The organism is Mycobacterium sp. NGS62, assembly GCF_059812285.1.
This window is the reverse complement of record NZ_JCALCK010000001.1, coordinates 88,905-110,153: the sequence shown is the minus strand read 5'-3', so window position 1 is coordinate 110,153 and position 21,249 is coordinate 88,905. Positions and strand designations below refer to the sequence as shown.

The window sequence follows — 21,249 nt, the reverse complement described above, 5'->3', positions numbered from 1 at the left end:
CAGAGGACGGTGTTCCTCTCCCTCTGTCGCTACCCGCATCGGGCGCCTGAGAGATTCAGCGCTGCCTGCTGGCGGCGCCTTTCCCCATCGGCGGGTGATCACCCGCTACGGGTCTTCACCGCTTTCCAGAGGCATCGTTGTCTCGCGCGGTCCGGGTGCCTGAGAGGTTGACGGAGAGGTATTGCTCCTTCGGCGTCCGTGGCTGGCCGTCACGGAACTCTCCCGCATGAGGGGCGATGCGGGGCCCAGTTTACCGGGGCGGTCACGCCCGGCGCGAGGGTGCGCAAACCCGGCTTTCGGCGCGGCGTGTCGACCGGGGACACGCACGGTCGCGAAGAAGGGGGGTGTTAGCCGATTTTGCGGTCGCGGTGTTTGCGCCGGGACGCCAACTCGTCCTCCGGCGCGGCGATGGACTCGCCGCCGTCGGCGCGCTCGCCGGGGAAGTCGGCGATAGCGCCGGTCAGCTCACGCATCGCACCGGACACGGCGATGCCGAACACGCCCTGGCCGCCCTGCAACAGGTCGACGACCTCTTCGGCCGACGTGCACTCGTAGACGGTGGTGCCGTCGGAGAACAGCGTGATGTTGGCCAGATCTTGGACACCACGCTGACGCAGATGGTCCACCGCGACGCGGATGTTGTGCAGCGAGATTCCGGTGTCGAGCAGTCGTTTGACGATCTTGAGAACCAGGATGTCCTTGAACGAGTAGAGCCGCTGGCTGCCGGATCCGGCCGCGCTGCGAATCGAGGGCACCACCAGCGAGGTGCGGGCCCAGTAGTCCAGCTGGCGGTAGGTGATGCCGGCGATCTGGCAGGCGCTCGGGCCGCGATAGCCCACTAGCTCGTCGGGCACCGAGTCATCGGGAAACAGGCCGCCTTGCACTGGTTCGCTCGGCGCGTCGGGATGCGTTGTGGCGTCGTCTCCGATCGTGAGGCCAGACCCGAGGTCCAACTGGTCCTGACGCGGTTGATCGCCCACGATGCTTCCTCTCGCCGATCGCGCTCGTTCGGTGGCTGCCTGGCAGCCGCGTTTGCTCAGGCCGAGTGCTTGTGAGCATACGCGTTTGGACGCGCTGTCGTCTTCGCCCTCGACATCAAAGTATGGCCGCCGCGACAGTCGCTCCCCGCTATCCACCGGGCGTGTCGACGTCGAACTCCCAGATGAGACGCATCCGTGATGTTGATGCGGCCGGCAACGGCCAGCGGCTAAGTCGCCTTGAAATCGTCGGGCGACACGCTGTCCAAAAATTCCTTGAACTTCTCCACCTCGTCCTCACGGACAGCAGTGGCGGGCTCGTCGTCGTTCTCGTCCGGTATCAGCAGACCCGCCTCGGCGAGCACCGCCTCCTCGACGTAGATCGGCACCCCGACCCGCAGCGCGATGGCCACCGAGTCGGACGGCCGCGCCGACACGGTGATGTTGCGGTCGAAAATCAGGTCGGCGTAAAAGGTGCCCTCCTGCAGGTCCACGATCCGCACTTCTTTGAGTGAATGCCCAAGCGCAGCAATCAGATCCCGGATCAGATCGTGAGTCAGTGGACGTGGCGGCTCGACACCCTGCTGCTCCAGGGCAATCGCGGCAGCTTCGGACTGGCCTATCCAGATCGGCAGGTAGCGGTCACCGCTGGCCTCCCGCAGCAACAGCACTGGCTGGTTCTGCGGCTGCTCGACGCGAATGCCGACGACGCGAACTTCACCCATCTGTGACTGCCCTCCGCAACCTACCGCCGTGTCCGACTCAGACCTGGCTCGACGCCGCGGTGGAAGACCAAGCCGCCGAACACAAGCTGTCGTGGAAAGTCTAGTCCTTCAGCGGTGCAGAACGTCGCGCACGGCCGACTTGATCAACGAGGTGTGCAAGGTGATCGCCAGGGCGGCGACCTCGCGCGCCAGGTCGTCGGCACGGTCCCGGGCGCCGGCCTTGCCGGCTTTCACCAGGGGGCCGGCGATCTGCGCGATCAGATCGGATTGGCGGTCTGCCGCCGAGCGGAACGCCCGCAAGTGACGAGGTTCGACACCGTAGTCGGAAAGCGCCCGGGCGCATTGCAGAATCACGACGGCGTGCTCATCGAAGAACCCGCCGGGGCCGGTCGTGACCACTCCCGCCTTGAGCAGCGCCGTCAACAGCTCCTCGTCCACGGCGGAGCGCTGCAGCAGGTCTTCCCTGCTCAGCCGAACGCTGGTCGGCCCGACCGCCGCCGGGTCTGCTCCGGTACCGGCCGCCCCGTTGCCGGCCACCGGCACCAATCGCGGTACGCCATAAGGCGATCCGGAGAGCGGCAACTCACCGTCCGGCTGAGCGTCCAGCTGCGCCTTGATCACCTTCAGCGGTAGATAGTGATCGCGCTGCGCGGTCAGGATGAAGCGCAACCGCGCGCAGTCGTAGGCGGTGAACCTGCGATACCCCGAGGCGGCCCGCTGCGGCGTGACCAGGCCCTCGGCCTCCAGGAAGCGAATCTTGGAGATCGTCACATCCGGAAAGTCCGGCCGGAGCAGATCCAGGACCGCCCCGATCGACATCCCGGCCAGGGCGGGGGTATCGGGTGCGGTCACTAGCTTCCCGGACTCCCGTCGTCGTCACCGGCCTTGGGGCCGGTCAAAAACACCAGGCGAAACTTGCCGATCTGGACTTCGTCGCCGTTTGCCAGCACGGCCGAGTCCACTGGTTCGCGGTTGACGTAGGTGCCGTTGAGGCTGCCGACGTCGACGACGTGGAACTCGTCGCTTTCCAACCGGAACTCGGCGTGCCGCCGGCTCACCGTGACGTCGTCGAGGAAGATGTCGCTGTCGGGATGCCGGCCCGCCGAAGTCGTTGCCTGGTCGAGCAGGAAGCGGGACCCGGCGTTGGGTCCGCGTTTGACGACCAGCAAGGCCGAGCCGACCGGCAGTCCTTCGACGCCGGAAACCGCGCTCTCGCCGCCCGCTTGTGCGGGAGCGTCCAGTTCATTGAGGAAGTCGGCGCGGAAGACCGATGTCGTCTCCACGGTGACTTCGTCAGAAGTCTGGTCGTTGTCCTTTTCCGTCACCCGCTGCTCCTCACTGGCCGCTGTGGCGTTGTCTGATCGGGCCCGTTCGACCGGTTTCCCGCCGGCATGACGGTCGATGTGTCGACCGTACCGCGCACGGGTCCGCAATGTGCCCACCACCGCCGGATCGGCGGCTGAGTCGGACGATAACAAGGCCTCATTCGGTCAGTGAGCCGCGGTAGGCCTCGGCGTCCAGCAGTTCGGCGAAACCCTGCTCGAGGGCCGCGCCGTCGAGCTCGAGGTCCAACAGCCAGCCGGCGCCGTACGGGTCGGAGTTCACCAGCTGCGGACTGGACTCCAGATCGCCGTTGACCGCAACGACTTTCGCTGAAACAGGCGCGTAGAGATCCGACACCGACTTGGTCGATTCCACCTCGCCGAATGATTCGCCCGCGGCCACATCCGTACCGACGTCGGGTAACTGCACGAACACCACGTCGCCAAGGGCCGACTGCGCGAAGTCGGTGATTCCCACCCGCACGGTGTTATCGCCGGTGCGGCGAATCCACTCGTGTTCGGCGGTGTAGTGCAGGTCGGGCGGGATTTCGCTCACGGTTGTCCTGTTCTTTCTCGGGTGCTCACTTGACAGGCTGAGCGTATTGGCGGGGTTTCGGCTGCCGCAAGGCGGTGACGTCCAGGTGGTCGGCCTGCTGCACCGACATGGTGCCGCCGACCCGTTTGACGCTGTCGACGGCGCCGCCCGGGATATTCATCGCCGCGGCCAGCGTCGGTGGATCACCAATGGCCAGAACGGAATACGGCGGCGTCAGGGTTTTTCCGTCGACGGTCAGCGCACCCGGGGCGCCGATCACCCAAGTGTCGACGCCGACCCGCACAGCCTGCGCAGCGTTGCGGATCTCGATGGCTTCAGCGCCGGCGGCGCGCAATTCGTTGATCACGTCGAGCATCGCTTCCGGAGCGACGCCCGGCCCGGGGTCGTCGATCGTCACTGTCACCCCGGGGCCGGTGGCGCCGACGGTGCCGATCAGGATCGACAACGCGGCCAGTCTGGCCTGCGCGTTTTCGATGGCGGCCTGGTCGCTGCTGCCCGAGGCTTGCAGTGCGCTCAGGGTGCGCTGGAGTTCGGCCACCTCGGTGTTCAGCGTGGCTTCGCGTTGCCGCAGCGAGTCCAGCAGCACGAGCAGATCGGCCGGTCGGGCGGTGTCCAGCGCGTCGCCGGATTCGTTCTGGCGCACCTGGGTGACGATGGCGACACCGAGCAGCAGGCACAGCAGCACCGCCAACGCGCCGAACACCGTACGGCCGCGCCGCAGCATCCCCGTCAGGCCGCGCGGCTGCAGGTTGCCGATCTCAGGGCGGGGACGATGCGGCGGCAGTTCGTGCCGGCCGTGCTGGGCCGCGTCGCCGGATTCGGCGTCGCTGCCCTGAGGTGCTGATTGGTCGCTCATCTCGGTCCGCTACCTATCAGGCTCCGAACAAGCGGCGTCGCAGCGCGGCGGCGTTACCGAAGATGCGGATGCCCAGCACCACGATGATCGCCGTGGATAACTGTGTCCCGACGCCCAATTGGTCGCCGACGTAGACAATCAGCGCGGCCACCAAGACGTTGAACACGAACGACACCACGAACACCTTCGGATCGAAGATTCGCTCCAGATAGGCGCGCAGCCCGCCGAACACGGCGTCCAGCGCGGCGACGACGGCGATCGGCAGATACGGCTGGATCACGTCGGGGACGCTGGGATGAAATACCAAACCCAGCGCGATGCCGACGATCAACGCCGCGATGCCGATCATCGCAGTCTCTCTTCGGTCCCGGAATCGTTCGTAACACGAAATTCTGCCACTAAGACCCAATCTGTTTGGCGAACTTGACATCTCGGACCGCCCCGGCGGGCAGCTTCAGCTCGTCGCGAGCACTCACGTCGACGCCAACGCGGTAGGAGGTCTCCAGCAACCGTAGGCGGTGCAGTCCGGGGCTGCGGCTGAAGACATCCTGCATCGCGCGCGGCGGCCCCACGGCGAGGATCGGGTACGGGCTGGCGATCGGATTGTTGTCAACCAAGATCGCGCCGCCGGCCTGCCGGATGGTCACGTTTGGCCCGATCCGGACGCCGCCGACCGCAATCGCCTCGGCGCCACTCGCCCACAACGAGTTGACCACGAGCTGTAAGTCGCGGTCGAGGATGATCTGCCGGCTGCCGGCCACCCGCTGCTTGGACACGTCGGAGAGATTCGGGCCGACGCCCGGGTCGGTCACCGTCACGCTCAGACCGGGGCCGGTGACCGCGGTGGTGGCGGCGGCCAGGCTGAGCGCGTCGAGGCTGGCCAGTAGGCGGCGGCCCTCGGCGTCGTCGACGAGCGCGCGGTGCTGAACGTCGTCGACTTGTGCCGCCAGCGCATTGCGGCGCGCGGCCAGCCCGTTGGTGGAGGCTTCTTCGGTACGCACGTTGCGCAACAGCACCTGCTGGGCGGCGCTGACACCGGGCGCGACCGATCGGGCTTGGGCGACCGCGGCGGCGAACACCAGCGCCACCAGCAACGCCGCCAACGCTTGCCACAGCCAGTCGGCGGCGCGGGCCCGGCCGCCGGAGCGTTCACGCGCGGCGGCCGCCGCGGCATAGCCAGGGTCCAGATGCTCCGAGAGCAGGGCACGCAGCAGCGACGGCACCGGAATGAGGCGCGGTCGGCCCGCCTCGTGGACGTTGCGACCGGCATTGGGGTCGTAGCCGCCGAGCGTCTGGTCAGCCACTGGCACCTCGAGACTCCACCCGGGGCATTCGGCGCATCACCACCACAATCTGGGCCGCGTACAACACGAACGACCACAGGTACATGTACAGGCCCCAGATCAAAAAGGCCCACCCGCACGCCAGTACGATCCGGCTCCACTGCGCGTCCCACTGGCCCAACAGGATCAGCGGAAAGGCGGACATCAGCGCAAATGTCGCGGCCTTGCCGACGTAAAGCACCGGGAGCGCGGTAAAGCCCCGGCTGCGCAGCAGAGGCAGTTCCAGCGCCAGCAGTACGTCGCGTGCCAATAGCGCGGCGATGATCCACCACGGCACCAGTCCACGCAGCCCGAACGCGATCGGAACCGTCACCATGTAGAGCCGATCGACCGCCGGATCCAGCAGCTCCCCCAACTTGGAGGACTGGTCCAGCAGCCGGGCGATTTTGCCGTCGGCCCAGTCAGACCCGCCGGTGAACATCAGGATGGCCACCGCCCAGGCGTCGGCGTGGGTAGCCAGCAGCAGATAGACGAAGACCGGCAGCAGCGCCAGCCGGATGGCGCTCAGTGCGTTGGGTACCGTCAGCACCCGGTCATGCGCCGGCCCGGGGGTCATGAGGGGTGACCTTAGCTCAGCGGCGATCGCAAGGGCGGCGAAGCCGGACGCCGCGGGTCGCCGCCATCCGACTCAGCGGAATATCCCGGGCAGGCTGAGTGCGGACAGTGTCTCGTCGGCCAACGGGTTGTCGTGGACCATGTAGGTCCAGGTCGAGGTGGGCCGCGCCAACTTCGACAGGTCGATTCCCGGCTCGTCCTCGATGGTCGGCGAGGTCTCCAAGGTCTGCTGGGCGGCTTCGATCGCATCGGCCGCCAGCGACGCGAACGCGTCGACGGCCATCCGGTGAAATTCGTCGAGCGGATTTTGCCGGCCCAGCGCCCGCAAGTGGATGCTCTCGCGGATGTCGGCCAGATACGCCAGATGGTCGGCCCAGCCGCGGTCCAGGTGATAGAGCATGATCAGCCGGCAGATCTTCTCCAAGCGCTCCTCGGAGAGCGTCTCGGACAACTCCTGGTAGCGCTTGGGCGCCAGCTCGGCCAGCTCCTCGCGCGCAGTTGCGGTGGACAGCAACGTGTTTCGGCGCTCGACGATGATGGCGCGCTGCTGGGCGGTCAACTGGTTGTAGCGCCAGGTGTTGGCGTGCACATCCAGCATCCGGCCCTCGGCAACCCGTTGGGCGTGGTCCAGCAAGCCGGCCGCCTTGGAGCTGGTGATGCGCCCGTCGTCGTCGGTATCCATCGGCAGCTTGTTGGACTCGAGGTTGGCGGCGACGACATCGTCCTCCCAGCTGGAGAAGAACACCGACGACCCCGGGTCGCCCTGCCGTCCGGCGCGACCACGCAGCTGATTGTCCAGACGTTGGGTGTTGTGCCGGCCGGTGCCGATCACGTGCAGCCCGCCCAGCTCGACGACCTTTTCGTGGTCGGACTCGTCGGAGCCGCCCAACCGGATGTCGGTGCCGCGCCCGGCCATCTGGGTGGACACCGTGACCGTGCCCAGCTTGCCGGCCTCGGCGATCACCCGGGCTTCCTCCGCGTCGTTTTTCGCGTTGAGCACCACCGCGGGCACGCCGCGACGCAGCAACCGCTCGTGCAGCTCCTCGGATTCGGCCACATCGCGGGTGCCGACCAGCACCGGCTGCCCGGTCTCGTGCACCTCGGTGATGTGCGCGATGACTGCGTCGTTCTTGGCCGCCGCGGTGATATAGACCCGATCAGCTTCGTCTTCGCGGATGTTCGGGGTGTTCGGTGGAATCGGTGAGACCCCGAGCTTGTAGAACTGGCGCAGCTGCTCACCGGCAGCCAGCGCGGTGCCGGTCATGCCGCACACCGTCGGATACCGGTTGATCAGCGCCTGCACGGTGATGGTGTCGAGCACCTCGCCGGTTTCGGTGGTCTCGATGCCCTCCTTGGCTTCCACCGCCGCCTGCAGGCCGTCCGGCCAGCGCTGCAGCTGCGCGATGCGCCCCCGGGAGGCGTTGATCAGGTGTACCGCGTTGTCGCGGACGATGTAGTGCACGTCGCGGTGCAGCAGCACGTGCGCGTGCAGTGCGACGTTGACCTCGGTGAGTGTGGTGCCGACATGTTCCTCGGAGTACAGGTCGATACCGCCGAGCGCCTTTTCGACTTTGCGCGCCCCGGCATCGGTCAAATGCACGTTGCGGCTGTCGGCGTCGGTGTCGAAGTCGTCGCCCGCCCGCAGTTCGCCAACCAGTTGGATGATCTCCACCCGCGGAGTTTCGCGGTGGGTGGTTCCGGCCAGCACCAGCGGTACCAGCGCCTCGTCGACCAGCACCGAGTCGGCCTCGTCGATCAGCGCAACGTCGGGGTTCGGCGACACCAGGTCGTCGACGTCGGTGACCAGCTGGTCGCGCAGCACGTCGAAGCCGATCTCGTTGACCGAGGCGTAGGTGATGTTGCAGGTATAGGCCGCCCGGCGTTGTTCGGCCGTCGATTCGGCGGTGACCCAGCCGACGGTCAAGCCCAGCGCATCGAGCAGCGGACCCATCCATTCGGCGTCGCGGCGAGCCAGGTAGTCGTTGATCGTGACGACGTGAACGTGCCGCCCGGCCAGCGCATATCCGGCTGCGGCGATCGCCCCGGCCAGGGTTTTGCCCTCACCGGTGGCCATTTCGATCACGTCACCGGCCAACATGCGCAGCGCGCCCAGCAACTGCACGTCGAAAGGCCGCAGCCCGGTGGACCGTTCGGCGGCTTCGCGGGCGATCGCCAGAAACTGCGGGATGTCGGCGGAGGCGGCGAGGTCGTCAAGCTTGAGCAGGCCGGCGGCTTTGCGCAGCTGCTCGTCGTCGAGATCGGCGGCCTTCTTGTCGTACTCCGAGGAGGCGGTGACCTCGGCAAGCGATCGGCTCTGGTTCTTTTCCGTGCTGGCACCCAGCAGCCGCCAGAATCGGCTGCTCAGGCGGCTCGGCTGGGCGCTGGTCGTCTTGGGCACAGATCAACGGTACGCGGACGACTCCCGCGCGGCGCGAGCGTGCGTGTTTGTCCGCGACACGCCGGTCGTTGGCGTACAAATGCGCACCTTCGCCGCCGGCGGTTAGGCCAAGTTGGAGCGGCGGGGGTAGGCGACGTCGGGGTCGGTGAGCACGTTGACGACGGCAGGTAGCCCGCAGGCGAACGCCCGCTCCAGTGCGGGCCGCAGCTCGCCGGGCGCCGACACCAGCTCACCGTGCCCGCCCAGCGCACGCACGACCTCGTCGTAGCGGGTTTCCGGGCGCAACTCGGCCACCACCGAATAGCCGTACAGCGCTTCCATCGGATGCTTCTCCAGAGCCCAGATCCCGTTGTTGCCGACGACTGACACCACCTGCACGCCGTGCCGGACCAGGGTGTCCCACTCCATGCCGGAAAACCCGAACGCGCCATCGCCCTGCAGCAGCACTACCTGGCGGTCGGGCCGGGCCAGCTTGGCCGCCAGTGCATAACCTGGACCCGAGCCGAGGCAGCCGAACGGGCCGCTGTCGAGCCAGGCGCCCGGAACATGGCTGTCGATCACCCGGCCCGCATAGGAACCGAAGTCACCGGCGTCGACGACGACAATCGCGTCGCGGTCCAGCAGCGGCGCCAGTTCGGCGTATACCCGCATCGGGTGCAGCGGGGCTCGGTCGTCGGCCAAGTCGGCTTGCTCCCGGCCGCGTGCCGCCGTCTCGGCCGCACGCAAATCGGTGATCCAGTCGTCGTCGCTCGCTGCGCCCTCGCTCAACGCCGACAACGTCGCCGTCAGGTCGCCGTACAGCGCGGCCGCGACGGGTCGGGGATGCTTGCGGTCCGGTGCGGCCCGGTCCGCCACGATCAGCTGCGTCTTCTCGCCGAACACCGCGCCGAAGCCCAACCGGAAATCCATCGGCACACCGACGACCAGGGCAACGTCGGCCTCCCCCAGGGCTTTTGAGCGCGCTCGCGAGAACGCCAGGTCATGGTCGGCCGGTACGGTGCCGCGGGCCATTCCGTTCATCAGCACCGGGATCCGCCGCTGCTCCACCAGCTGCAGCAACGCTTCTTCGGCGTGACCCCACCACACGTTGGTGCCGGCCATGATGACCGGACGCTGCGCTTCGGCCAGCAGGCCGACGGCCCGCTCGAGCGCGTCGCCGTCGGGCGGCGGTGAGGCCGGCAGGTCGGTCAGCGCGCCCGGCCGGGTGTCGTCGGCGGCTTCGGAAAACACGTGATCCATTGGGAAATCGAGGAACGCGACTCCCGACGGCGCCGCGACCGTAGCCCGCAGCGCGTCGTCGATGAGCCCGCATACCGTGTCGGCCGACTGTGCAGTGGCCGCGTACCGGGCCAACGGCGCGACGAACGGGACATGATCGATTTCCTGCAGAGATCCCATGCCCCACCGCAGCGCTGGTGCCCGACCGCCAAGAACCAACAGCGGGGATGCGTTTTGTTGCGCGGCGGCCATTGCGCTCATTCCGTTGGTCACGCCGGGACCTGCGGTCAGCGCGGCGACCCCGGGCTGCCGGGTCACCTTCGACCAGCCTTCGGCGGCAAAGGTCGCGGTCTGCTCGTGGCGGGTGTCGATCAGCCGGATGTCCTCGCTGCGGCAGCCGTCGTATATGGAGAACAGGTGGCCACCTGACAAGGTGAAGATCGTGTCGATCCCGCTGGCTTTCAGCCGGCGCGCGATGAGTCGGCCGGCAGGCAGGGTGGTGGCAGCGTCGATGCTCACCCGGCGAGCCTAGCGGCGAACGCAAGCTCGGCGGAGCCGAGTGCAGCGGGTCGTCGCCAACAGACCTGGCCGCGGCTGCGGTAGCTTCGCCGGGAAAGTTTCGTCAGGCCGGCGTTCGACGGACGCTGGGCAGGGATCCAAGAGACAGGCACACACCGTGGAGCTGTTCAAGCCGTCCATCGACTGGGGGCGTGCCCTGGTCGATTCGTTGTCATGGGTGGGGCTGGCGTGGGTGATCAGCGCGGCGTGCGTGGTCGTCGTGCTTGTGGCGCTGCGGTTTGTCACGCCGTGGGGCCACCAATTCTGGCGGATTACCGGCGGCTATTTCACCGGCCGCCACAGCATCCCCGTGTGGCTGATGCTGGGCATCCTGCTGCTCTCGGTGGTGATTGCCGTGCGGCTCAATGTGTTGTTCAGCTACCAGGCCAATGATCTGAACTCGTCCATACAAACCGCCGTGCAAGGCATGGCCACCCACGACGATGACGTGAAACAGTCTGGGGTGCATGGCTTTTGGATGTCGATCCTGATTTTCAGCATCATGGCGGTGCTACATGTGATGCGGGTGATGCTCGACATCTATCTAACCCAGCGCTTCATGGTCGCGTGGCGGATCTGGCTGACCGACCGGCTCTCCGGTGACTGGCTGAACGGGCGGTCTTACTACCGTGGCCGATTCATTGATGCCACGATCGACAATCCCGACCAGCGTATCCAGCAGGACATCGACGTATTCACGGCCGGGGTGGGAGCCACGCCTAACGTGCCGTCCAACAGCACCGGGAGCACGTTGCTGTTCGGCGGGGTCCAGTCGATGCTGTCGGTCGTTTCCTTTACGGCCATTCTGTGGAACCTGTCCGGCACGCTGACCGTGTTCGGTGTGAGCATGCCCAGGGCCATGTTCTGGATCGTCATCCTCTACGTGTTGGTGGTTAGCGTCATTGCGTTCTGGGTCGGCCGGCCGCTGATCTGGCTCAGTTTCCGCAACGAGCTCACCAACGCCGCCTTCCGCTACGCGCTGGTGCGCGTGCGCGATGCCGCCGAAGCCGTCGGCTTTTATCGCGGCGAGCGGGCCGAGCGCGGGCAGCTGTCCCACCGGTTCCGGCTGATCATCGACAACTACCTGCGATTCGTGAACCGGACGATCGGCTTCACGGGGTGGAATCTGTCGGTGAGCCAGGCCATCGTTCCATTGCCCTGGGTGCTCCAGGCGCCCCGGCTGTTCGCCGGACAGATCAAGTTCGGCGACGTCATCCAGACCGCAACAGCGTTCGGCAGCATTCACGACGGGCTGTCCTTCTTCCGCAACGCCTATGACCAGTTCGCCAGCTACCGGGCGGCGATCATTCGGTTGCACGGCCTGGTCGACGCCGACGAGAAAGCACGTGAGTTGCCTGAGATTCTCACCACACCGAGTGTCGATGCTTCGGTCGACATCGAGGGCGTCGAGGTGCGAACGCCGGACGGCAGCCAGCTCATCGATTCCCTCGACGTGCACCTGTCGGTGGGTGACGCGTTGGTGATCACCGGTCCGTCGGGCAGTGGGAAGACAACTCTGCTGCGCAGTCTTGCGGAGTTGTGGCCTTACGCATCCGGGACTTTGCGACGGCCGGATGGCGCGAACGACACGATGTTTCTGTCCCAGCTGCCGTATGTGCCGCTGGGCGATCTGCGGGCGGTGGTGTCCTACCCCGCCTCGGCAAACGAGATCCCGGACGACGCGCTGCGCGACGTGTTGGTCAAAGTGGTGCTGCCGCACCTGGTGGATCGCCTCGACGAGGACCAGGACTGGGCCAAGGTGCTCTCACCCGGCGAGCAGCAGCGGGTTGCATTCGCGCGCGTTCTGTTGACCAAGCCCAAGGCAGTGTTTCTCGACGAGGCCACGTCGGCGATGGACGAGGGGCTCGAGCTGGCAATGTATCAGTTGTTGCGTCAAGAGTTGCCGGACACCATCGTCGTCAGCGTCAGCCACCGCAGCACGGTTGAGCCGCATCACGATCAGCGCCTGCAACTGCTCGGCGAAGGCCAGTGGCGGCTGGGCCCGGTCGACGAAGAGCCGGCGCGCGTGTAGCGCGGCCCTGCCGCGAGGGTGCGCAAAAACGGGTTTCGACGCGGCGTGTCGACCTGGGACACGCACGCTCGCGCCCCAAAGATTTAGCTCGCCGCGTGCGCTCCGGCGCGGCGGCCGAAGAACGACCCCTCGCCCAACTGGGTGCCGCTGGCATAGCCTTTGCCGTCCTGGGCGATATTGGACGCGCAGGCTCCGGCCGCATACAAGCCGGCCACGACCGTGCCGTCCTCCCGCAGCACCTGGCCGTCGGCTGAGGTCGCCAGCCCGCCGATGGTGAAGCCGGCATACATGGCTTTGCCCAGCGACAGGTCGAACGCGCCCCACGGCCCGTTGTCTTGCGGCGCAAGGAATTCCGGCTGCTTGTGAAAGTCGGGATCTTCGCCGCGGGCGGCGAACTCGTTGTAGCGATCCAGCGTCGCGACCAGATTGCCCTGCGGAATACCCAGCGCCGCTTCCATTTCCGATACCGTCTCCCAGCCGTCGATCAACGGGACCAGGGGCACCTGGGGATGCCGTAGGTGGGCCTCGTCGACGATCAAAAACGCAGCGCTGTCGGGTTGGTCCATGACGAAACCCGATGTGCGCGAATGGTAGGAGTCTTCGGCAACAAACCGCTTGCCGAGCTTGTTGACGATGAGTCCGGTAAGCAGGATCGACGGCGGATACGCCGGAGCGGTGATGAAAATCTGGTCCATGTGCTGAGTGGCGCCACCGGCCGAGACCCCCAACCGGATGCCCAACCCGTCGTCGTAGGTGTTGCCCAGCACGAACGGCTTCTCGGCCAACTTGGGCGTGTAGGTGGCCACCATCTCCGGATTCATCACGAAGCCACCGGCGGCCAGGATCACCGACTTGGCCCGGATGGCACCGGTTTCGGCGAACTGCTTCCACAGCACCCCGGACACCGCGCCCGATTCGTCTACCGCTAACGCCGTGGCGCCGGTTTCGTAACGGATTTGCACACCGAGGTTTTCGGCCCGCTTGAGCAGCAGGTCGATCACCAGCTTGGCGCCTTCGGTGTCGCCGGGCACTGGCACCTTGTGTCCGCGCGGCGCGGGTACGGCCTGATTCTTGAACGGCCAGACCTTTTCGTTGCCGGTGTACATCAAGCCTTCGGTGTTGGGCTGAATCACCGCTTTTTCCGGGTAATAACTGCGCTCGAACTGAAAACCCAAGTCCTCCAGCCAGTTGAAGTGCTCGACACTGCCATCGCAGTAGCAGCGGATCTTGGCGTGGTCGGGCTGACGTGACACCGAGACCAGATACTTGAACATCTCGTCGGCCGAGTCGGGGTGTCCGGTTGCTTGCTGAACCGCGGTTCCGCCGCCGAGGTAGAAGTGTCCGCCGGCCATTGCGGTGGTGCCGCCCGCCGCTGCGGCGCGCTCCAGCACCAGCACCCGGGCACCGGCGGCCGCCGCGCTGACTGCCGCACAGCCGCCGGCGATCCCGAAACCCACCACCACGACGTCGACGTCATCCGACCAGGAGGTCACGTCGTTCGTGTTGACCGTTGCTGGTATCTGCGTGCTCACTGCTGCTCCTGTTTCATGTAGTCAAAGAACTGCCGGATCTCGTCACTGATGTACGCGATCTCCACGAACGGCACTCCGGACTGCGGTGCGGACAGGTACGCGAACCGCATGCCGCCCGGCATCGTGCCCTGTTGAACGACGGACACGCCCTGCGCGTCGGCTTCGGCGATCATCGCGGTAAAGCTTTCCGTGCTGTCGGCCTCGACGCAGATGTGGTGCAGGCCTGGCCCGCACTCCCGCAAAAAGTCACTATAGATATTCGGTCCGCGGACCGGCGCGATCAGCTCCAGCTGCATGTCGCCGAGGTAGCTCAACGAGATGCTGGCGACGAAATCGGCGGGCTCGCCGTGGTAGCTGCAGGTGTCCGGGGCGAAATGCACCTCGGGCATCCGGAACCACTTCTTGACGCCTAATAGGCCGGTGAGAGCTGTTTCGGTGGCGTCCAGGTCGTGGGTCACCCAAGCGATCTGGACCGGCGATTGCACGGGAAAGCTCATCGCTTCGCAGAATAGCCCAGCGTCGCCGCTCGCAAGAAAGATGTTGCCACCGCCCGCGCTGCCACGGCTGGGCAAGCGCGTGTGAACGCGTTCTAATTCTGCTGTTTCAGCAGACCGGCCAGCAGCCGGACCTGGGAGTCGAACACCGCCTCGGGATCGGTGAGCGTGTCCGAGCCGTACTGTCCGAACACTTCAAGGCTGATCGCGCCCACCAGGCCGGCCCAGATCGCGAAGCATTTGGCGACGACGGGATCGTCGCCGGGAAAACCGAACTCGTGCCGGAGACGGTCAAAGTCAGCCGATACAGGTTGCGGTGCAGCGCCATTCCTCAAAACGATGTCGCCGGTCGTTATCCCTGCGGCGACCGCGTCGAACAACGCGCCGACCACCCGGGTACCTGGACCAACCGTTCGCTCGGCCGGGGCGTGATAGCCGGGCACCGGACTGCCGTACAGCAGCGCCCAGCTGGCAGGGTGAGCGATCGCCCATCGGCGGGCGGCGTGCGCGATCGCCAGCACATCGTCGCTCCACACCTCGGGGTCGGCGACGCGGGCGCGGTCGACGGCATCGGCCAACGTGGAATAGGCGTCGACGAGCAGCCGCGTCAGTAGCTCGTCGCGACTGGACACATATCGGTACACCGCCGAGGACACCATGCCCAGGTCACGCGCGATGGCGCGCAGCGACAAACCGGCCGCGCCGTAATCCACCAGATGTCGGCGGCCCAGTTCGAGGATTTGCGCCTCGATACGTTCGCGCGCTTCGCGCCTTTTGCCCATTCGGGCAAGTCTGACACAACAGAGATCACCGCTCTTGCTTTTTCAGACCCGGTACGGCAAAGTCAGCTAAGAGAGCGGTGCTCTCAAAGTAAATCGAGGCAGGAGGACAGGTCATGTCGGTGCGCTACGACGAACCGAACCGGGCGGCCCGCGCCGCCAACGGGCTTATTCGCGGACTGGCTGACCTGGGCGTCAGCATTGCCGGCACCCGTGCCCTACGGGTCCGGGGACGCACAAGCGGAAAACCCCGCAGCGTGGTGGTCAATGTGCTGACCGTCGATGGAGTCGACTATCTGGTGTCGCCGCGCGGCAACACCCAGTGGGTCCGTAACGTGCGCGCCGCGGGCGCACTCGACATCGGGCCGCGCTGGCATCGGCGGCGCGCCCGGGCAACCGAGCTGGCCGACGTCGACAAGCCCGAGCTCCTGCGGCGCTATCTGGACAGGTGGTACTGGGAGGTCAAGGGGCACATGGCCGGGCTCACTCCGGAGTCCGATGAACAGCAGTTACGCGCCGCGGCGCCGGAGATCCCGGTCTTCGCCCTGGCGCGTCACTGACTGGCGAGCTTGGCAAGCGCTGCCGCCGCCGGGTGTCCCTTGACGTCCTCGAGGACCTGCTGCGAGGTGGCCCGCCAGGACACCGCAGTGGGAAAGTCGCCCCAGGTGCTGTTGAAGATCCCGGCGATCCGGGCCGGCCCGGCGGCATTGTTCACATACACCGGCCCGCCGGAGTCGCCCTTCTGGCTGACCACACCATGCGCCATGGTGAACCATCCGTTGTTGACGCTTTCGACCGTCCCGCAGCTCTCGCCGGTGACGACACCGAAATGGCACACCGCGTCACCGGGCTTGATGGCCAATCCCGGATCCGACTCCAGCGGGCGCCCGCTCGGCAGGACATTGTTCGCCATGACGTCGGGGGCCAACACGATCGATTCGTAGTCGGTGATCGGCTGATCGGTGGCGACCGTCGCGCCGTTGGGGGTGTTGTCCCGGAACGTCGCCAGGCTGCCGATGACACGGTTGTCCTTATCGGTCACCGGGCCATCGCCGCGGCAATGACCGGCGGTAAAGGCGACCCGCAGCGCGGGGTCGACGTAGCCCAACGTGCAGAGCTGACCGCCCTGGTGAATCTCCATGCCCGGAAAAACCGGCACAGGGTCGGCGTGGACCACCGTCGACGGCAGCCCGGCCGCCAGCGCTGTGGCAGCGACGGCCGCGGTGAACACGCGGGTGGCTTGGCGGCGCACCATAGACTCCGATCCGTCAGGGCCCGCTTGGTGCTGGCCGCTGGTGAGGTTATCGGCGTAGTGCTGTCAAACGTTAGCGCAGTCGAATCGCCTCTGACGGCGGTATCGTCAACCAGCCTGATATCAGGGAATCGTCAGCACCTGGCCGGGTTGAATCAGGTCGGGATTGGAGATACCGCTGGCGTCGGCGATGACCTGGTATTTGCTGCCGTCGCCGTAGAAGCGCTCCGCGATGGCCCACAGGGTGTCCCCGGCCACGACGGTGTAGGTCTGCGGCTCGGGTTGCGGCGCCGGCGGCGTCGGCTCGGGTTCCGGTGCGGGAACCGGTTCTTCAGGAGCGGTCGTCACCTCCGGTGCGGGCGGCTCATCCGCCGGCGATGGTGTCGGCTGCTCGGCGGTTTCGGTTTTGGTCGACCACGCCGGGCCGTCGGCAGCATAGAGCACCAGATTGCGGTCGTCTTGCAGCACCAGCCGGACGTTCTTCTTGCCCTTGGTGTCGCTGTGCCACACGGGCTTGTCGGCGGTGTAGAGGACAAAGTTGCCATCGCGTTGCACCTCGGCGCGCACGGCGTCCTGGCCGCTGGTACCCGTCGACCACAGTGCCTCGCCGCCAGCCACCAGCACCAAATTGCCGTCGTCTTGCAACGTCAGGGTGTAGGCCCCATTCCGGGAAGTGAGCGACTCCCCTTTGACCAGCTTTTGCCCCTCGGTCAGCGTGTCTCCCACTGCATTTCCCTTCTCGCCGGGCCAGGGCCGGCTCCCGGTCAGGTGAGCGCCGGCGACCCGACATCGCTTGGGCGCGCGGTGCGCGGTGCCCACCCAGGCGGCCCGAACAGGTAGCCCAACCGGTCACGCACCCCTGTCGCGGAGCGCAGATCGCGGACGATCGCCAAATATTCGTGGGCCTGCAACGTCCAGATGTTGTAGGTGTCGACTTGTTTGGTGAGCCCGTAATGCGGACGGAACGTTTCCTGCCGGAACGTGCCGAACAGCCGGTCCCAGATGATCAGGATCCCGCCGTAGTTCTTGTCGAGGTATTCGGGGTCCATGCCGTGGTGCACCCGGTGATGTGACGGCGTGTTGAAGAGGAATTCGATAGGCCGCCACATCGTGTGGATCCGCTCGGTGTGCACCCAGAACTGGTAGATCAGGCTGACCGAAAAGCTGACGAAAACCATCCACGGTGGAATTCCCAACAGCGGCAACGGTATCCACATCAGAATCTCGCCGCTGTTGTTCCACTTCTGGCGCAGGGCGGTCGCGAAATTGAAATACTGGCTGGAGTGGTGGGCCTGGTGGGTGGCCCAGATCAGCCGGACCCGGTGGGCGACGCGGTGATAGCAGTAATACAGCAGATCAACACCGAGGATCGCGATGACCCAGGTGTACCACCGGGTCGCGGGCAGGTGCCATGGCGCCAGGTAGGCATAGATCGCCGCATAGCCCAGCAGAGCCAGGAACTTCCAGCCGGCGGTGGTGGCGACCGAGACGAGCCCCATCGAGATGCTGGCCCACGAATCGCGGGCCAGGTAGGCCCCGGATGCCGGCCGAGCGGACCGCTCGATGTGTTCGAGCTTGCGCGCCGCCGTCCATTCCAGGATCAACAGCAACAGGAAAAACGGGATGGCGAACAACACCGGGTCGCGCATTTGCTCCGGCAGCATGGCCAGGAAATCCGCGATCGCATCCACAGCAGACACCATATGCCTTGCCGCCGGCACCGCGCGGCTGGTCTAACCTGCGCGCAGCGTTCAGACTGTCGCTGATGAAGGCGATCGACCGTACGACGCTCACCCCCGGCCTGGCTCAGCGGCTGCTGCGCTCCACCGGCGTCCGCAACCGGCTGTTTCCCGCCGCGAAGCTCGACCAGTGGGCTGCTCACCCGAGACCGCCGTACGCCGGTCAGCCGTCCAAGCGGGTGCTCAAGCGGATCCGGGTCGAGCGGGTGGACCTCGGCGGCCGCCCGGTGTACGAGGTCAGCCCGCGGCTGGTCGACCAAGACGCGCTGGCCGGTCATCTGTTGTATCTGCACGGGGGCGCCTACGTGCTCGACCTGCTCCCCCATTTCCACTGGCCGGCCATCGCCAAGCTGGCCAACACCTTGCGGCGCACGATAACCGTGCCGATCTACCCGATCGCTCCCGAACACAGCTACCGCGAGGTGTTTCCATTTCTGTTGCAGACCTACCGGCGCCTGCTCGACGGCCGTGAGCCGAATTCAATTGCCTTCATGGGTGATTCGGCCGGCGGCGGGATGGCGTTCGCGCTGTGTCACGCAGTACGCGACGCGGGGCTGGCGCAGCCGAGCGACGCGGTGCTGCTTTCGCCCTGGATGCACGTCGCGCTGCCCGACCCTGGTGTGACCGCCGTAGCCAAGATCGACCCGTTGCTGAATCTGGACGATCTGCGTGCCGCGGGAATCCGCTATGCGGGCGGCGATCCGCTGGACACCTCGTTGGTCAGCCCGAGTGTCGGCCCGCTGACCGGACTCCCGCGGCTGACGGTGTTCACCGGAACCCACGATGTGCTCAACCCGGACGCCCGCGCCTTCCATGAGCGCGCGACGGCGCACGGACTCGACATCGGCTGGTACGAACGGCCGGGCGGGATGCACGTGTGGATGCTGCTGCCCGGTCGGCACGGCGGTGAGGCGCTCACCCAGATCCAGCAGGTGCTGAGCCCTTGAGCGACATCCTCGTCATTGGTTCGGGTTTTGCGGGCTTGTGGGCCGCGCTGGGCGCGGGTCGCCGCCTCGATGAACTAGGCGTGCCCGACGGTGATGTCGGCATTACAGTGTTGAGCCGCGAGCCCTTCCACGATATCCGGGTCCGTAACTACGAGGCGGACCTGAGCGCGTGCCGTATCCCGCTCGCCGACGTGCTCGACCCCGCCGGTATCACCCATCTCGCCGCCGAAGTGACCGCGATCGACACCGATGCACGGGTCGTCACTACCTCGACGGGAACAGCACACCGCTACGACGGACTGGTGTTGGCCTCGGGTAGTCAGGTCGTCAAGCCCGGTATCCCTGGCTTGCGAGACTTCGGGTTTGACGTCGACACCTACGACGGCGCCATGGCGTTGGCGCAACATCTATGCACGCTGGCGAGCGGTCCGTCGACGCGCGCAGCGGCCACCGCCGTCGTGGTCGGCGGCGGGCTGACCGGCATCGAAACCGCCTGTGAGCTACCCGGGCGGCTGGCCGAAGTGACCGACGCAATCGCGCCGCGAGTGCTACTCGTCGACCGGAATCCGTGGGTGGGGTCCGATATGGGCCCGTCGGCGCGCCCGGTGATCGAACAGGCTTTGTCCGAAAACGGTGTTGAGACCAGGTTGGGGACGGGAGTCACCGAAGTAACCCGGCGGGGCGTGTCCTTCTCGTCGGGAGAGCAGATCGACGCGGCGACAGTGGTCTGGTGCGCCGGCATGCGGGCCAGCCCGTTGACCGCGCAGCTGCCGGTCGCGGGTGATCGCCTCGGGCGGGTGCGGGTCGACGACTATCTTCAGGTGATCGGAGTCCCGGCGCTGTTCGCGGCCGGTGATGTCGCCGCCGCCACGATGGACGACGACCACCTGTCGGTGATGTCATGCCAGCACGGTCGACCAATGGGCCGCTACGCCGGTTACAACGTCGTCAGCGATCTGCTCGGCGAACCGATGCTGCCCCTTCGAATCCCTTGGTATGTCACAGTTCTCGACCTCGGCGCGGCCGGTGCCGTGTACACCGAAGGTTGGGACCGCCAGGTGGTGGCCTGTGGCAGTGAGGCCAAGTCGACGAAGCGGACCATCAATACCCAGCGGATCTATCCGCCCACAAGCGGTGGCCGCGCGGCATTGCTGGCCGCTGCCGCACCAGATTTGCAGGGCCGGCCTGAAATCGGCGGCTAATCGGACTGCGGAGCGGGCGGCATTGGGCTGGCCTGGTCGCCGGCATACCAGTGCACCGCGTGCACACCCGGCTGCAACGACAGTTCGGCGACGAGCCGCTCGAGCCGGGCCGGGGCGTGGCCGTCGCTGAGTAGATACGCGGTCAAGGCGACGTTGTCGTCGGGGGCCCGCCCGGTGTGGATGCCGCGCAGCACGAAGTCGTTCCCGCTGGTGCGCTGCACGATCTGGGCGCGAGCGTATTTCTCGGACTTGGGGCGACAGATCAGCTGCAGTTGATAGGGCTGCTGGTCTTCGTCCTCCTCGACGATGTTGTCGTGGTCGATGAGGTGTCCCAGTGGGCGTCCCAAAAGGTGGGTGGCCACGACCGTTCCGGTGGCGATCAGCGCGAACAGCAAGTGTCCGGCGGCGGCCAACACCCCAACCGCCGCCGAACACCATAGGGTGGCAGCGGTGTTGAGCCCGCGCACGTTGAAACCCTCGCGCAGGATGACCCCGCCACCGAGGAAACCCACACCGGAGACCACATAGGACGCGACCCTGGTAGGGCTGGTGTCGTTGGCGGCGACGGCGTAGAGCACGAACAAGGTGGCGCCGGCTGCCACCAGGGCGTTGGTGCGCAGCCCGGCCATCCGTGCCCGCCATTGGCGCTCCAGCCCGATCATTGCTCCACAGCCCAAGCCCACGGCCAACCGCAGCGCGAAGTCGGCGGTGCTCAGCGTCTGCATCACACTCCCCTGTCGTCCCAACGTGTCGTTCTCAGTGTG

22 protein-coding genes and 2 riboswitches are annotated in these 21,249 nt (G+C 66.5%); of the genes, 4 read left to right on the top strand and 18 right to left on the bottom strand.

What is annotated here, in order from left to right:
• Positions 1-13: 13 nt before the first annotated feature.
• Positions 14-137, bottom strand: a riboswitch (glycine riboswitch).
• A riboswitch (glycine riboswitch) is annotated at positions 138-235 on the bottom strand.
• A gap of 112 nt (positions 236-347) precedes the next feature.
• From AC5Y49_RS00535 to AC5Y49_RS00485, 11 genes are all read right to left on the bottom strand, one after another.
• Entirely contained in the window at positions 348-980 is a 633-nt protein-coding gene (locus AC5Y49_RS00535) for a MerR family transcriptional regulator (protein WP_499883896.1), read from the bottom strand.
• A 227-nt stretch (positions 981-1,207) separates the two neighbouring features.
• A complete protein-coding gene (locus AC5Y49_RS00530; RefSeq protein ID WP_499883895.1) occupies positions 1,208-1,702 on the bottom strand; it encodes a bifunctional nuclease family protein in 495 nt (164 codons plus the stop codon).
• A 108-nt stretch (positions 1,703-1,810) separates the two neighbouring features.
• Entirely contained in the window at positions 1,811-2,554 is a 744-nt protein-coding gene (gene ftsR, locus AC5Y49_RS00525; RefSeq protein WP_499883894.1) for a transcriptional regulator FtsR, read from the bottom strand.
• Positions 2,554-3,027, bottom strand: a complete 474-nt coding sequence (gene garA, locus AC5Y49_RS00520; RefSeq protein WP_065012869.1) for a glycogen accumulation regulator GarA — start codon at positions 3,025-3,027, stop codon at positions 2,554-2,556. Before garA ends, ftsR begins: the two co-directional genes overlap by 1 nt.
• A 157-nt stretch (positions 3,028-3,184) precedes the next feature.
• Positions 3,185-3,580: a glycine cleavage system protein GcvH gene (gene gcvH / locus AC5Y49_RS00515; RefSeq protein WP_499883893.1), complete on the bottom strand. Its 396-nt coding sequence runs from the start codon at positions 3,578-3,580 to the stop codon at positions 3,185-3,187.
• A gap of 25 nt (positions 3,581-3,605) precedes the next feature.
• Positions 3,606-4,436 carry a DUF881 domain-containing protein gene (locus tag AC5Y49_RS00510; protein WP_499883892.1) on the bottom strand — a complete coding sequence of 277 codons (831 nt, stop codon included), beginning with the start codon at positions 4,434-4,436 and terminating at the stop codon, positions 3,606-3,608.
• Positions 4,437-4,452: 16 nt separating this feature from the next.
• Positions 4,453-4,785 carry a small basic family protein gene (locus tag AC5Y49_RS00505; RefSeq protein ID WP_065012866.1) on the bottom strand — a complete coding sequence of 111 codons (333 nt, stop codon included), beginning with the start codon at positions 4,783-4,785 and terminating at the stop codon, positions 4,453-4,455.
• A 49-nt stretch (positions 4,786-4,834) separates the two neighbouring features.
• Positions 4,835-5,746, bottom strand: a complete 912-nt coding sequence (locus AC5Y49_RS00500) for a DUF881 domain-containing protein (protein ID WP_499883891.1) — start codon at positions 5,744-5,746, stop codon at positions 4,835-4,837.
• On the bottom strand, positions 5,733-6,335 hold the full coding sequence (locus AC5Y49_RS00495; RefSeq protein ID WP_499883890.1) for a CDP-alcohol phosphatidyltransferase family protein: 603 nt from the start codon (positions 6,333-6,335) through the stop codon (positions 5,733-5,735). Before AC5Y49_RS00495 ends, AC5Y49_RS00500 begins: the two co-directional genes overlap by 14 nt.
• 72 nt (positions 6,336-6,407) lie before the next feature.
• A complete protein-coding gene (gene secA2 / locus AC5Y49_RS00490) occupies positions 6,408-8,732 on the bottom strand; it encodes an accessory Sec system translocase SecA2 (protein WP_499883889.1) in 2,325 nt (774 codons plus the stop codon).
• Positions 8,733-8,834: 102 nt separating this feature from the next.
• Positions 8,835-10,469, bottom strand: a complete 1,635-nt coding sequence (locus AC5Y49_RS00485) for an acetolactate synthase (RefSeq protein ID WP_499883888.1) — start codon at positions 10,467-10,469, stop codon at positions 8,835-8,837.
• A gap of 157 nt (positions 10,470-10,626) precedes the next feature.
• On the opposite strand from AC5Y49_RS00485, the gene AC5Y49_RS00480 reads away from it, so the two are divergent.
• On the top strand, positions 10,627-12,540 hold the full coding sequence (locus AC5Y49_RS00480) for an ABC transporter ATP-binding protein/permease (RefSeq protein ID WP_499883887.1): 1,914 nt from the start codon (positions 10,627-10,629) through the stop codon (positions 12,538-12,540).
• 83 nt (positions 12,541-12,623) lie between these two features.
• On the opposite strand, the gene AC5Y49_RS00475 is transcribed toward AC5Y49_RS00480, so the two are convergent.
• The 3 genes from AC5Y49_RS00475 to AC5Y49_RS00465 form a co-directional block, all read right to left on the bottom strand.
• On the bottom strand, positions 12,624-14,072 hold the full coding sequence (locus tag AC5Y49_RS00475; protein WP_499883886.1) for an FAD-binding protein: 1,449 nt from the start codon (positions 14,070-14,072) through the stop codon (positions 12,624-12,626).
• Positions 14,069-14,569, bottom strand: a complete 501-nt coding sequence (locus AC5Y49_RS00470) for a VOC family protein (RefSeq protein WP_499883885.1) — start codon at positions 14,567-14,569, stop codon at positions 14,069-14,071. The genes AC5Y49_RS00475 and AC5Y49_RS00470 overlap by 4 nt, the downstream gene beginning before the upstream one ends.
• A gap of 92 nt (positions 14,570-14,661) precedes the next feature.
• Positions 14,662-15,348, bottom strand: coding sequence for a TetR/AcrR family transcriptional regulator (locus AC5Y49_RS00465; protein ID WP_499883884.1), 687 nt, complete (start codon positions 15,346-15,348; stop codon positions 14,662-14,664).
• Between the two features lie 113 nt (positions 15,349-15,461).
• Between AC5Y49_RS00465 and AC5Y49_RS00460 the strand changes: the two genes are divergently transcribed.
• On the top strand, positions 15,462-15,905 hold the full coding sequence (locus AC5Y49_RS00460) for a nitroreductase/quinone reductase family protein (protein ID WP_499883883.1): 444 nt from the start codon (positions 15,462-15,464) through the stop codon (positions 15,903-15,905).
• Here the strand turns inward: AC5Y49_RS00460 and AC5Y49_RS00455 are convergent.
• The 3 genes from AC5Y49_RS00455 to AC5Y49_RS00445 all read right to left on the bottom strand — a co-directional run bounded on the left by AC5Y49_RS00455 (position 15,899) and on the right by AC5Y49_RS00445 (position 18,288).
• The gene (locus tag AC5Y49_RS00455) at positions 15,899-16,600 is read right to left on the bottom strand and encodes an Rv1815 family serine proteinase (protein ID WP_499883882.1); all 702 of its coding nucleotides are present in this window, start codon (positions 16,598-16,600) and stop codon (positions 15,899-15,901) included. The genes AC5Y49_RS00460 and AC5Y49_RS00455 overlap by 7 nt on opposite strands.
• Before the next feature lie 120 nt (positions 16,601-16,720).
• Positions 16,721-17,323, bottom strand: a complete 603-nt coding sequence (locus AC5Y49_RS00450; RefSeq protein ID WP_499883881.1) for a LysM peptidoglycan-binding domain-containing protein — start codon at positions 17,321-17,323, stop codon at positions 16,721-16,723.
• A gap of 38 nt (positions 17,324-17,361) precedes the next feature.
• Positions 17,362-18,288: a sterol desaturase family protein gene (locus AC5Y49_RS00445; RefSeq protein ID WP_499883880.1), complete on the bottom strand. Its 927-nt coding sequence runs from the start codon at positions 18,286-18,288 to the stop codon at positions 17,362-17,364.
• A 74-nt stretch (positions 18,289-18,362) separates the two neighbouring features.
• Here AC5Y49_RS00445 and AC5Y49_RS00440 point away from each other — a divergent pair, with 74 nt between their 5' ends.
• Together AC5Y49_RS00440 and AC5Y49_RS00435 are read left to right on the top strand one after the other, a co-directional pair.
• On the top strand, positions 18,363-19,283 hold the full coding sequence (locus AC5Y49_RS00440; protein ID WP_499883879.1) for an alpha/beta hydrolase fold domain-containing protein: 921 nt from the start codon (positions 18,363-18,365) through the stop codon (positions 19,281-19,283).
• Complete coding sequence (locus tag AC5Y49_RS00435; RefSeq protein ID WP_499883878.1) at positions 19,280-20,485, top strand: NAD(P)/FAD-dependent oxidoreductase; 1,206 nt, start codon at positions 19,280-19,282, stop codon at positions 20,483-20,485. The genes AC5Y49_RS00440 and AC5Y49_RS00435 overlap by 4 nt, the downstream gene beginning before the upstream one ends.
• Here AC5Y49_RS00435 and AC5Y49_RS00430 read toward each other — a convergent pair.
• A complete protein-coding gene (locus tag AC5Y49_RS00430) occupies positions 20,482-21,210 on the bottom strand; it encodes an MgtC/SapB family protein (protein WP_499883877.1) in 729 nt (242 codons plus the stop codon). The genes AC5Y49_RS00435 and AC5Y49_RS00430 overlap by 4 nt on opposite strands.
• Positions 21,211-21,249 lie beyond the last annotated feature (39 nt).